The following is a 13297-nucleotide window of genomic DNA, read 5'->3' as shown; positions in this document are numbered from 1 at the left end:
ATGCAATACGCAATGCTTTTGCTGTATTTTTTTAATTAAAGCTCCTTGTCATAAACCGGAAGAGTAGATCCTCCAATTGGCATTAGGATAATCTTAGCATTTAACCCTTTTTCTATAAGTGCCTGTTCTAATGCATCTTGTATATTGTTAAAAGGTTTCATAAAGATTGTTTTTATAAATTCTGCTTCAAGTTCCGATACTAAAAATATTTTAGCTTTTTCAAGGGTTAATGCTATAGCTGCAGCTTTGTGACCCCCAAGGACAAAATTTTCTCCAATCTTTTTTATCAATTCTTTGGATGTTTTTGCTCCAGTCATCCAACTTTCAAATACAGCCTCTCCCAGACCTTCTTTACACGAAGCAACAAGGATTATTATTCCTCCATCTTTCACAGCATGTTTAGCATTGTCCAGTGCCTTTTGAGCTTGATAAAGGTTTAAATCCTTTGGATAACCACCTTGAGATACTATTACAATATCAGCCTTCTCTTTTATAGGTATCTTATAAAGCTCATCAAGAAACCTACAGCCTTCCCTATGGGCATCTATAAAATGACCTGCCACTGCTTTGACTATTTTTTTGTTTTCATCTAATACAACGTTAACTATAAAATCTATTGATATAACTTCTCCTATGGATTCCAGGTCTAATCTAACAGGATTAGTATCAATATTTCCGGCTACTGCTCCATCATCAATCATTATACTATGATTAGCTTGTATTGCATGCCTCGTTGATACTCCAGGCATTATGGCCTTAACGCCACCGCTATATCCTGCAAAGTAGTGATATTCGATATTACCCAAGCATATTCGTTTATCTGCTGTTGCCACTGGCGTAAAAATATCAATTGGAGTGCCGTTTTTCGTATTTCCAAGATGAATATAATCATCCTGATTGCTATCCATACATTTTATAGTATTAAAAATTTCTTCTCCTACTATATACCTTTTTTCTTCATCTGTATGCGATCTATGAGCACCAAGGGCAAACACTATTGTAATATCTTCTTTGGAACATCCTGCTTTTAGTATTTCATCTATTACATAAGGTAAAACTATACGGCTAGGCATAGGCCTTGTAATGTCGCTCGTTACAATGACAATCTTTTCCCCCGGTTTAACTATTCCAGAAAGCTTTGGAGAATTAATAGGATTATCCAACGCTCTTTTAATTTCCATCTCCCCTGTAGAATGAACTTCAACCTCATTAGGTCTTAATTCTCCTAATATATTTCCTTCATTAACATTAAATTCAATTCTTGTCTTTCCAAAGCCCATACTATATATCATCTTACCACCCTAATCTATACAGTTATTTCGTCAAGTCTAATTGGTTTATTTTCTTCATATGACTTTTTCGCCGCCATACCAATCAATACGGGTTTCAATCCATCAATTCCTGTTACCGGTGTTTCCGTATCATTAATAATCGAATCAAAGAATTCCCTCATTTCCTCTATGAATGAATCTTTATATCTTTCTAAAAAGAAATACTTGGGATTATCTGATAATATTCCATCTACCGTATGCAGAACGGCTGTAGTTTCAGTATCATTGCTAACAGTAACAGCACCTAAAGAACCAAATACCTCAACCCTTTGATCATATCCGTATGCTGCGCTTCTGCTATTGTCAATTACTCCGATAGCACCGTTCTTAAACTTTAAACTAATAATAGCAGTATCTACATCTCCAACCTCACCTATTTGAGGATCAACTAATACTGCTGCATTTGTATAGACTTCTTCTACTTCACTATCTGATAAATATCTTACCATATCAAAATCATGAATTGTCATATCTATAAACATTCCCCCAGACACCTTCACATAATCAATCGGAGGTGCTTGAGGATCTCTTGAAGTTACTTTAATTATATGCGGTTCACCAATTTTCCCAGACTTAACTAATTCATGTACCTTTTTAAAATTATGATCAAAACGTCTGTTGAATCCAATCTGAAATTTTACTCCTGCTTTATTAACGACATTTAATGCCTCTTTTATTTTATTTACATCAAAATCTATCGGCTTTTCGCAAAATATATGTTTCCCTCTATTAGCTGCTTCTATTGTTATCCTTGCATGAGTATTCGTAGATGAACATATCAAAACCGCTTCTATCTCTTCATCATTTAATATATCATGGTAATCTTCATATATATTTTGAATTCCTATACTCCTAGCCCAATCTTCGATTTTATCAGCAAATATATCCGCAATAGCCTTTATCTCTATATCCTTGAAGTTATTTACTATATTCTCTGAGTGAAGTTTTCCAATTCTTCCCGCTCCTATTATCCCTATTTTAAGCTTTTTGCCCATATAGTTCATTCCTCCTCTTAAGGAAATTTACAAATTAGTCATCACTTTTATATAATTTCTTGCCTTAATAGCATATTCCAATGGATTTGCCAAATCAGGATCCTGCTCTGCTTCCACAATAAACCAGCCTTCATAATTATTTTCATCAAGTATCTTAAACAATGGTTCAAATTCAATACACCCATCTCCGGGCACAGTAAATACTCCGTTCTTAACACCTTGAAGAAAACTCAAATCTTCATTCCTAATCATGTGCAGTATATTCTCTCTTATATCCTTCAAATGAACATGCTTAATTCTATGAATATACTTTTTTAATATATATTCCGGATCTTCTCCTGAATAAACTAAATGCCCTGTATCAAATAATAGATATACCAAATCCGGACTAGTCATATCCATTAACCGTTCTATTTCCATAGCTGTTTGAACACCTGTCCCCATATGGTGATGATAAACTATCTTCATATTTTTTTCTGCGGCTAGTTTCCCTAAGTTTTCGAGCCCTTCTGCAAGCAATTTCCACTCATCATCAGTAAAATATGGCTTACCCTTAAATATGGGCACATCAATTTTGCCTTGTATGCTTTTACTCTGCTCGGAAACTACTATAACCTTTGCTCCCATTTCGAAAAGAAAATCCCTATGATTTATAAATTCTTTTGCAACTTCTTCAAATGGTCTTGACACTACAAAAGAACTAAACCATGCACTTGCTATCTGTATGTTCCTTAATCCCAATGCTTTCTTTAACACTTGGGTATCCTTTGGATACTTGTTTCCGACTTCACTTCCCGTAAAACCAGCAAGTGCCATCTCGCTTATACATTGCTCAAAGGTATTCTCCTCTCCGAGTTTAGGCATATCATCATTTGTCCATGCTATTGGGGCAATTCCTAATTTAACTTTATTGCTATCAAACATATATTGACCCCCTAATTAGAACTTTTTAGCCTTAGAAAGCTCCTCTTCCATTTTCCTATAGGCAGAATTAACGCTTATATAATTCGATACTTCAGGCACACCAACTCTCCACCAAGATTCATAGCCGTCTGTCATGCTCTTAGGCAAAACCTTTATATCGATTAGAGTTGATTTGCTCTCATTCTTTGCTGCTATCAAAGCCTCTTTTAATTCATCTGAATTTGTTGCTCTGAATGTCTTGACTCCATATCCCTCTGCAGATTTGGCAAAATCAATAGGAATATAATCTCCGTCAAGTCTATCTGTTTCCGGATTTCTATATCTAAATTCAGTATTGAAGGATGGAATTCCCTGATCCACTTGAAGGTTATTTATACATCCGTACCCATTATTATCAAATAGGAGCACATTGATTTTCCTTCCCTCCTGAATACTCGTTATGAGCTCAGAATGCAGCATTAAATAGCTTCCATCTCCCACCATTGTATATACTTCCTTTGCAGGTTCCGCAATCTTTACTCCCAGAGATGCACAAATTTCATAGCCCATACATGAAAATCCATATTCCATATGATAGTTTTTATAGCCTTTGGTTCTCCACACTCTTTGCATATCCCCCGGTAAGCTACCTGCAGAGCCGACAACAATGACATTTTCATCTATGAATTCATTGATAATGCCCAGTGCTCTCGTCTGTGAGAAGCCATTTACAGAATCTATATTATATAATCTGTCTACTTCCTTATTCCAATCCTCCTTAAGATCATATATCCAATTTTCATAGGATGATTTGTATTCATATTCAGTCAATAATAATTTAAGTGCTTTTAAACCTTTTCGAGCATCCGCTACTATAGCAGTTGAATTCATCTTATATGCGTCAAAGCTGTTTACATTTATGCTTACTATTTCTACATCTTCATTCTGGAATGCCCACTTAGAACTTGTAGTGAAATCACCTAGCCTCGTGCCGACTGCTATAATTACATCAGCATCTCTTGCAGCTAAATTGGCAGCTTTTGTGCCCGTAACGCCAATTCCGCCTAAGTTATATGAATTATTCCAATCAATAATTCCTTTTCCGGCTTGAGTTTCACCAATTGGAATATTAAATTTCTCTGCAAAGCTTAATAATTCTTCTCCGGCTTCAGAATAAGTTACTCCTCCACCACAGATTAACAATGGTTTTTTCTTACTTCTTATTATTTCTGCTGCCCGAATTATCTCATCCTTTGAAGGAGTTCTCCTTGCTATATGATGTACTCTTTTCTTAAAAAATTCTATAGGATAGTCATATGCTTCTGCTTCCGCGTCTTGAGACAAACAGATGGTTACTGTTCCTGTCTCAGCCGGGTCAGTCAATACTCTCATGGCATTTATCATAGAACTTATTAGCTGTTCAGGTCGAACAATTCTATCCCAATATTTAGATACGGCTTTAAATGCATCATTGGCAGTTATGTTTAAATTATATGGCTGTTCTATTTGCTGTAATACCGGATCGGGCTGTCTGCAGGCAAAAGTATCTCCTGGAAATAAAAGTAGGGGTATTCTGTTGGCTGTAGCGGTTCCGGCAGCTGTTACCATATTTAATGCACCAGGTCCTATGGAAGATGTGCATGGAATGATTTTTCTTCTGTTTTTTTGTTTTGCATATCCAATTGCCGCATGTGCCATGCCCTGTTCATTTCGCCCTTGATATATCTTTATATCCCCCTTATAGGATTCAAGAGCTTCACCAAATCCCACAACTATTCCGTGCCCAAAGATCGTAAATATTCCCTCAATGAATTTATTTTCAACCCCATCAAATTCTACATACTGATTATCTAAAAATTTCATCAGTGCCTGTCCCACCGTAAGTCTAATGGTTTTCACTTATATCACCTCTGGCTTATTTATTAACTTAGGATTTATTTATCCGGCCAAATCTTAGCATCTTCCTTTATAACCCAGAGATGTTCAGGTTCAAAAGTAGGTGCTATATATGGATTACCATCAATATGCCTTATAACCCAAATATAGTACATGGCATATCCCGGTGCTGTAGCTTGAGGATGAGATAGCTCATCAACAATCTTTACCGTATCATTGTGCTTTACCATCACTACATCTTCGCCAAGTTGGCAGAATCCATATCCATGTTTAGGATTAAATCTATAATGGTATACTTCAGGTTGCGGATGATGATGTGGAGGATAGCTAGACCATTTACCTGGATAATCAATTACTTCCCCAACTACAAAATTTGAATAATCAGCATTTGAATAGTCAAACACCGTTCTTACTATTCGGGTTGAAGTTTCCTTCATTGTTCCTTTTCCCCTGTGCTCATCAACACATTCTTTTTGGGTATACAGTTTTGATTCAAATATAGTATCATTAAAAGTTTTACTGACTGAAAATTCCGTGTCATCTTTTAATGCTGTAATCTTCACCTTTGTATTTTTAGGTAGGTGTAAAGTCCAAGGACTTTCATCAAAACAAGAATTCCTATTAATTACTACCGATTTATCTTCCCATTCTAATTTTGCTTCTCCTTCAATAAGAAGATATACCCTTTCTTTGGATTCCATATCTATCTCTACTTGTTCCTTTTTCATTTTCAATATCCCAAAATCCATCATGGTGTTTTTGACTTTTTCATCTATTGTGGTAATTGGATTATATCCATATATAAACTCTTGGGATTGTCTGATTCTATACATTTGCATCACCTTCTCTCCTTCCTTTTCAAAACCACCTCAACCTTTTTTACGATCTCTTCTTTTGTTAGGTTAAATCTCCCTCTCAAGTAACTTTCAGGACCTACCTCACCAAATAAATCATTGACACCGACTCTCTCCATTGGTATAGGATAATTTTCTACTATTACTTCTGCAACTGCTGATCCCAATCCATTAATTATATTGTGATTTTCGCAGGTTACTATAGCTTTTGTTTCCCTTGCTGCTTTTATTATTGCTTCTTTGTCTATTGGCTTTATAGTAAACATATTTAATACTCTTGCAAATATGCCTTTTTTATTTAATTCCTCAGCAGCTTTAAGTGCTTCATCTACCATTATTCCCGTGGCGATAATGGTTACATCATCTCCATCCAACAACTTCACTGCCTTCCCTATTTCAAAAGTTGAACCTTCTTCATATATCTTTATAGCATTTTTCCTTAATAATCTTATATAAAAGACACCAAAAGGTGCTGCAATTTGCTTTATTAAATCTGTTAACATAGTTGTATCTACCGGTTCCAGTATAGTAATATCCGGAATATTTCTCATCAATCCAATATCTTCAAATGGCATATGAGTCCCCCCATTGAATGCAGCTGTCACTCCAGGATCACTACCTGTAATTCTCACATTATTTTTTGCATATCCGCAGGAAAGAAAAATCTGGTCGAAACACCTTCTGGAAGCAAATGGACCGAATGTGTGCGCATATGGAATTTTCCCCGTTGCAGATAACCCCGCTGCCACTCCTATCATATTTGCCTCCTGAACCCCAACATTAAATGTTCTTTCGGGATATTTCTTTGAAAATGGAACCATTCCCATTGAACTCATAAGATCAGCGTCAAGAACTACGATATTTTCATTTTCGGAAGCTAAATCCATAAGGGCTTCACAATATGCGACTCTCATTTCCTTATCTTCTTCAATTCTATTTTTAGTAGGAATTGCGGTCATCAGATCATCACCTCTTCTAACTGTTTTTTAAGCTCTTCTATAGCTTCTTCCATCTGTTCCTTACTTACCGTTACATGGTGATTTGATGCTGCAGTTTCACAATACTTCCAGCCTTTACCTTTTATTGTGTCTAATACTATTACGGAAGGTTTCCCTTTGATTCGTTTAGCTTCTTCGATGGCATTATATATGGATTCGACGTTATGTCCATCTATATCCTGTGCATGCCACCCAAAGCTAGTAAATTTCCCAGATATACTAAAGGGTTTGTTTATATCTACTAAAAATCCATCCAGCTGTTTTTTATTATAGTCTACAAAAGCAATTAGATTGTCCAACCCTGCATGGGCCGCATAGGATGCTGCTTCCCATATTTGACCTTCTTGAAGTTCTCCATCCCCTAAGATGAGATAGGTATAATTGTTCCTTCTATCCAATTTATGGCCTAAAGCTACCCCCACAGCCAAGGATGAACCTTGCCCTAATGAACCTGTAGTCATATCTACGCCTACAGTCAAATTCTTATCACAATGGCTAGGTAATCTTGTTCCCGGTTTATTTAAAGTCATTAAAACTTCTAACGGAAAATATCCTTTTAAAGCTAATGCTGCATATATAGCTGGTCCAGCATGACCTTTTGAGCTTATTAGCCAATCCCTATCTTCCGATTTTGGATTTTTAGGATCTACCTTCATTACATCCCCATATAAAACTGCTAATGTATCAGCTATAGAAAACGAACCGCCAACGTGTCCAAATCCCAAATTCCCAAATGCTTTCATTGATTCAATTCTAATATTTATAGCAAATTTCTTTAATTCTTTTATTTTTTCTTCGTTTAACATGCTGCACCCCCCTATCCTATTAGTCTTAAGTCATATTTAAAAATAAGCATAGCTGTATGACTTTTTCATTGATTCTATAAGAGGCATTTTTACTCCGGATAAAAATCTTACCATTGCTCCTCCGGCAGTACATACATAGTTGATTTTTTCTAAGTCAATAAACCTCGAAGCTGCACTTACTGTATCCCCTCCACCAATAACGGAATATCCTTTACTCTCGGCAATCGTATTCCAAATGGATTTAGTTCCATTTTCAAACAATTTGTTTTCGTATACACCAGCTGGTCCATTAACAAATATAGTTCCTGCGTCTAATATATATTTTTTATATATCTCTATTGTTTTGACGCCAATGTCCATGCATATTTCATTAATTGGTAGAGTATCTATATTTACTTCTTGTCTATTTCCATCCTTTTCATAGGCTAAATCGATTGGAACGATTATTTTTTCTGGAAAGTTCTTTAGATATTCTTTTGCTGGTTCAATAAATGCATCTAATTTTCTATCCTTAATAAACCTTTCATTTCCTTCCCCTAAATTATATCCTTTAGCCAGAAGCATTATATGTCCTGTAATACCACTCGTAAGAATAATATCTGCTGAACCATTTTCAAGAACTTGTTTCATCATTCCAAAGGCATCTGAAATTTTTAACCCGCCTAAAACAAATACATTTGGTCTAGTAGGCGAAGTCATAACCTTTATTAATGCTTCTATCTCATCCATCATAAGAATCCCTCCGGCAGAAGGCTTTATTTCCTGAAAAGCAACCATTGAAGGCGAATTTCTGTGCGCTGCCGCAAAAGCATCATTTATATATATGTCAATTAAAGGTGCAAGATTTCTTACCAAATAAGTGTTTAGCATCTCAGATGCTTCTAGCTTTACAACATCCTCAAAGGATGAAACCTCCTCACATAAATATCTTAAATTACCTAATATGATAATTTCTCCAGGGTTTAATTTTTTAATTTCTTCTTGTGCTGCAGGTCCACATACATCATCAATGTATTTAACTTCCCTGCCAAGTTTTTTAGATAATATTTCTGCATGTTCACTTAGTGGTATAAGATTATGATAATCCAGTGTATCTCCCTGATGTGCTATTATTGCAACTTTAGCACCCTTTTCAATCAGATAATTTATAGTTGGGAGGCTTTTATTGATTCTATTTTCATTAACTATTTTTTTAGTTTCTGGGTCTAAAGGTGAATTTATATCTACCCTTAATAATACGACCTTGTTTTCATAGTCAAATTCCTTTATGGATCTTATACCTATGTCTAACATTACATCCATTTCCCCATTCCTAAATATTTGTTTGTTAAGCTTACAGCTTCGTTTCCGTCTACTTGCATTTTTAATGCTGCTCTTATTGCATCAATGCTTTCTGGAATAACAACAGCTTCCTGCGGTATATTGATAGCAAACATTATGTCTGTCCCGGATTTAACAATTGTTTCATCAAAAACTGCAGTTTCATACATATCTCCTCTTGGGTTTCCTAAATCTCTAGCATATCTAAATAATGCTGCATTTCCTTGGAAACCATCTGCAATTTTTACCACTCTTATTCTTGGATGTGCTTTAAATACTTCTAATAGTTGTTCTTTGTTTATGTCTTCTTTAAGGGAAGCTACTACTGTAATTATATGTCCATGGGTGACAGGGGTATGAACTAAAATCCCTGTTGCTTGAACATGTGGCATAATTGTCATTAAATCTACAGCTTGATGACTTGGTGCCGGATCTACCTTTAGAGCATTTGTTAATCCTCTATGATAATCACCTGGGTCGGCTACACGTCTTATAATAGTAATTGCTATTTTTTCCACTCCAAATGCTTTGTCTAAGCAATCAACAGTTCTTATTAAACCAGTTGTATTACAGGAAGTCAGTTTTAAGAAATCCTTTCCAACACCCTTATCATAGTTTGCATAACCATGGAAGAATACATCAGCAACCTCATTTTTTTCTCCACCTTGGAATATAGCTTTTTTGTTATATTTCTTATATAGTTCTTTATTTTTAGCTCCTACCCCTGCCCTTGTTGCATCTAGTATAACATCACATTTTTGAACTAAGTCTTCCAATGTACCTGACAAAGGAATATCTAGCTCATCAAATAATTCCTTATTTTCAAATGAGGCCATATAAAGGTTATATGGCATTCCCTTTTCTTTTAAAGCTCTTATAGCAAGAGTCGGTTTTGAATTACCAGCTACTCCCACCAACTCCATATCCTCTTGTAAGATTACACCATCTGCCAACCTTTGTCCTATAACTCCATAACCAACAACTCCAACCTTAATCATAAAAATTCCTCCTTCATAAATAATTCAAGTTTTGAAATTCATTTACCACTATTCACGCTTAAACCTCATAACATTACAATTTGTTTGGTAGCAAACGATTTCCTGCATGCATAACCGATTTCCGTTGCTTTCAATCCGTCAAATGCTCCCACAGGCGTTTTTCTATCCTCCAATACACAATCAACAAATTCTTGGAGTTCATTTAAATATGCATCTTCAAATCTTTCAAGAAATCCCTCATGGCATTCCCTTACTGCACCATTTTCATTAAATATCGTTACAAGATTTTTTTCGGGAATTGTACCTATTCTTAGAGTTCCTTTAGTTCCAATTATCTCCGTTTCGATATGATATCCATGAATACTCGTCCGTCCGGCAAAGAAAGATGCAATTGTTCCGTTGTTAAACTGAATCATGGCAGCTCCATTGTCAATATCGTCATATTTCTCAAATTCAGGATATATATAATTATCCCCTACAGCAAATACTGTTTTTGCTTCTGAATTTGAAAACCATCTGCTCAAATCCAAATCATGTATCATCATATCTAAAAACAGTCCACCGCTTTTCTCAGAAAAAGCAATGGCACCGTCTATAGCACTAATAGGATCTATGCTGTAACATCTTATATAAATAGGTTTGCCTATTTCTCCATTGTCCAATTTCTTTTTTGCATATACATAAGATGGGTCAAACCTTCTCATAAATCCTAACATGAATTTTTTGTCCTTATGTTTATTTATTATATCCGCAATGTAAATAACCTCTTCTCTGGTAATTCCCAACGGCTTTTCAGAAAAAACGTGAAGCCCGGCATTGAGTGCCAATTCAATTTGTTTACTATGCTCGGTTGATGAAGATGCAATGAAAGCGGCCTCTAATTCTTTGTTATTTAGCATTTCTTTGAAATTTGTATAGCCAAATGGAATTCCCCAATTTTTTTGAGCTTCTTCCACTTCATCTTCTTTAATGCTGCATACTGCAAGAAGTTCTGCATTGGGTACTCTGAAGGCAATATTTTCAGCATGTTTTTTCCCAAGTCGCCCAAGTCCTACAATCCCCATTTTTAACTTTCTCATGGTCAACCTCCGGATCATTATTCAATTTTCTTTGTAGATTCCCGTATAATGAGCTTGGTACTGAGACTAATATTTACTTTCTTATTGCTTTTTACACCATTGATTAATTCCAATAATCTATTACACGTCAGAATTGCAATTTCTTCTCTTGGCTGATGTATCGTTGTCAAATTCGGTTTGAAATCCATAACCATTTCTATATCGTCATACCCCACTATAGAATAGTCATCGGGAATTTTCTTGCCAAATTCCTTTAGCCCCTCCATCACACCAATTGCCATTAAATCCGTCTGTGAAAACATTCCTGTAATATTGTTTTTCTCTATAAAATCCATATTTTCTTTTATCATCTTATATCCGGAGCCAATATCTCTATAACCTCTAAATATAAAATCTTCATTTATCTCAATATTATTATCAATCAAAGCTGCTCTGTAACCTTCTGTTCTTTGCCTGAACTCCATGGAGTCCCCGTATGATGTTAAACATATGATATTTCTATGCCCAAGATCAATTAAATGTTTCGTAGCATCATATCCACCTCCAAAATGATTAGTGTAAATGGCATCAACCGTCTCCACATCACAAAAGCTGGGATAATGATGAAGAAATACATAGGGCATCTTTGAAATCTCAATAAAATTCATTATCTTTTGATCTACATCGGTTATGTTTGGATGGATAATAAGAAGACCATCAATTTTCTTACTCTGTATCAGTCTTTTTATATTGCTCTCACCTGTATATCTATTTCTCGGAAAAGCAACTATATTATCTAGTTCTTCTTTTTCTAAGAAATCTCTAATCTGATTCAACAAGGAGCTGTAGTATAAACTTACTCCAAACTTTCCAAACCGCTCCGGGTAAATTATTCCTACTGTTCCCGTCTTACTAGTGCTTAAACTTCTTGCATTAGCATTAAACTCAAATCCCATAGTGTCGGCTAAATCCTTTATTCTTTCCCTTGTTGTTTCGGCTACTAGCGGACTGTCATTAAGACTTCTGGATACTGTAGCCTTGCTTACTCCCGCTACCTTTGCTATATCTTTTATAGTTACCGTCATTCTATCACCATCGCTTCTAATATAATGTTTAATTATTTCTTTTGCCTATTTTTTCTCATATCAATAATTACAGCTACGACTATAATTACGCCTTCTGTCACTTGTTGCCAATATGCAGGAACCCCAAGCAAGGTAAGCCCATTTCTTAACACTCCAAGTATGAGAGCTCCTATAACAGCTCCTCTTATCGTTCCAATGCCGCCTGAATGGCTAGTCCCACCAATCGTTGTCGCTGCAATAGCTGTAAGCTCATATCCACTTGCAGCACCTGGGTGAGCACTACCTGTACGTCCTGCGAATACCACTGCAGCAAGGCCTGCTAATAATCCACAATAAGCATAAATCATTATTAGATTTTTCTTAACATCAATTCCCGATACCTCCGCTGCATCTATATTGCCACCTATGGCATATATGTTCTTTCCAAACCTTGTATGGTTGAGCATTATGTAGGTTATCCCTATCATAATAGCATATATCACAACCGGAACGGGTATTACACTAAATATTTTTCCCCCTATATTGGTAAAACTTTTAGTCAAATTGCTTATTGGTTTTCCTTGTGTATAGATTAGGGCAAACCCTCTTGCAGCTGTTTGCATACCTAAAGTTGCTATAAAAGCCGGTATACCTGTTTTGGCTATTAATAATCCATTTACAGCTCCACATATCAACCCTACTAAAAGTGCTACTGCTATGGGAACAAATATCGGTAACACGGGTAGATTCGGAAAGTATTTTGCAGTTGCATCTGCTGCTTGACCAACGCTTGCTGCCAAAACTGCTGATAAGGCAAGAACAGATCCTGCTGAAAGGTCGATACCTTTTGATATTATTACTATAGTTAATCCCAATGACATAATTCCAAATATTGAAACTTGAGTAAGAACGTTGAATATATTTTTAGGTCTCAAAAAAGCTGGTTCAAGTATGCTAATTACAACAATCATAAGTAAGAGTACCAACACAATACCATATTTCTTTAATAATTGTGCTAAATTGCTTCCTCTATTTTCAGAAAGGCTTGCGCTTTCATTATTCATTGTCAATTTA

The 13297-nt window shown here is 35.6% G+C and carries 12 protein-coding genes; all 12 read right to left on the bottom strand.

Annotation, left to right across the window (positions count from 1 at the left end):
- Positions 1–35: 35 nt before the first annotated feature.
- Positions 36–1292, bottom strand: a complete 1257-nt coding sequence (gene larA, locus H8707_RS03140) for a nickel-dependent lactate racemase (protein WP_262428700.1) — start codon at positions 1290–1292, stop codon at positions 36–38.
- A gap of 14 nt (positions 1293–1306) precedes the next feature.
- Positions 1307–2326 carry an inositol 2-dehydrogenase gene (iolG, locus tag H8707_RS03135; protein ID WP_262428699.1) on the bottom strand — a complete coding sequence of 340 codons (1020 nt, stop codon included), beginning with the start codon at positions 2324–2326 and terminating at the stop codon, positions 1307–1309.
- A 27-nt stretch (positions 2327–2353) separates the two neighbouring features.
- The gene (gene iolE / locus H8707_RS03130; RefSeq protein ID WP_262428698.1) at positions 2354–3250 is read right to left on the bottom strand and encodes a myo-inosose-2 dehydratase; all 897 of its coding nucleotides are present in this window, start codon (positions 3248–3250) and stop codon (positions 2354–2356) included.
- Positions 3251–3265: 15 nt separating this feature from the next.
- Positions 3266–5128 (bottom strand): 3D-(3,5/4)-trihydroxycyclohexane-1,2-dione acylhydrolase (decyclizing), encoded by a 1863-nt coding sequence (gene iolD, locus H8707_RS03125; RefSeq protein WP_262428697.1) that lies wholly within the window; start codon positions 5126–5128, stop codon positions 3266–3268.
- A gap of 35 nt (positions 5129–5163) precedes the next feature.
- Positions 5164–5964, bottom strand: coding sequence for a 5-deoxy-glucuronate isomerase (locus H8707_RS03120; protein WP_262428696.1), 801 nt, complete (start codon positions 5962–5964; stop codon positions 5164–5166).
- Entirely contained in the window at positions 5964–6938 is a 975-nt protein-coding gene (locus tag H8707_RS03115) for a transketolase family protein (protein ID WP_262428695.1), read from the bottom strand. Before H8707_RS03115 ends, H8707_RS03120 begins: the two co-directional genes overlap by 1 nt.
- Positions 6938–7783, bottom strand: coding sequence for a transketolase (locus tag H8707_RS03110; protein ID WP_262428694.1), 846 nt, complete (start codon positions 7781–7783; stop codon positions 6938–6940). The genes H8707_RS03115 and H8707_RS03110 overlap by 1 nt, the downstream gene beginning before the upstream one ends.
- Positions 7784–7819: 36 nt before the next feature.
- A complete protein-coding gene (locus H8707_RS03105; protein ID WP_262428693.1) occupies positions 7820–9085 on the bottom strand; it encodes a phosphoglycerate kinase in 1266 nt (421 codons plus the stop codon).
- A complete protein-coding gene (locus H8707_RS03100; RefSeq protein WP_262428692.1) occupies positions 9076–10101 on the bottom strand; it encodes a type II glyceraldehyde-3-phosphate dehydrogenase in 1026 nt (341 codons plus the stop codon). Before H8707_RS03100 ends, H8707_RS03105 begins: the two co-directional genes overlap by 10 nt.
- A gap of 65 nt (positions 10102–10166) precedes the next feature.
- Positions 10167–11180, bottom strand: a complete 1014-nt coding sequence (locus tag H8707_RS03095; RefSeq protein WP_262428691.1) for a Gfo/Idh/MocA family oxidoreductase — start codon at positions 11178–11180, stop codon at positions 10167–10169.
- Positions 11181–11197: 17 nt separating this feature from the next.
- Positions 11198–12244: a LacI family DNA-binding transcriptional regulator gene (locus H8707_RS03090; RefSeq protein WP_262428690.1), complete on the bottom strand. Its 1047-nt coding sequence runs from the start codon at positions 12242–12244 to the stop codon at positions 11198–11200.
- Positions 12245–12276: 32 nt separating this feature from the next.
- Entirely contained in the window at positions 12277–13287 is a 1011-nt protein-coding gene (locus tag H8707_RS03085; RefSeq protein ID WP_262428766.1) for an ABC transporter permease, read from the bottom strand.
- Between the last annotated feature and the right edge of the window lie 10 nt (positions 13288–13297).

Origin of the sequence: Paratissierella segnis (assembly GCF_014385195.1) — a bacterium.
In the GTDB taxonomy this organism is placed as follows: Bacteria; Bacillota; Clostridia; order Tissierellales; family Tissierellaceae; genus Paratissierella; species Paratissierella segnis.
Note: the sequence above shows the minus strand (reverse complement) of the source record. Positions and strands in the feature narration are given on the sequence as shown.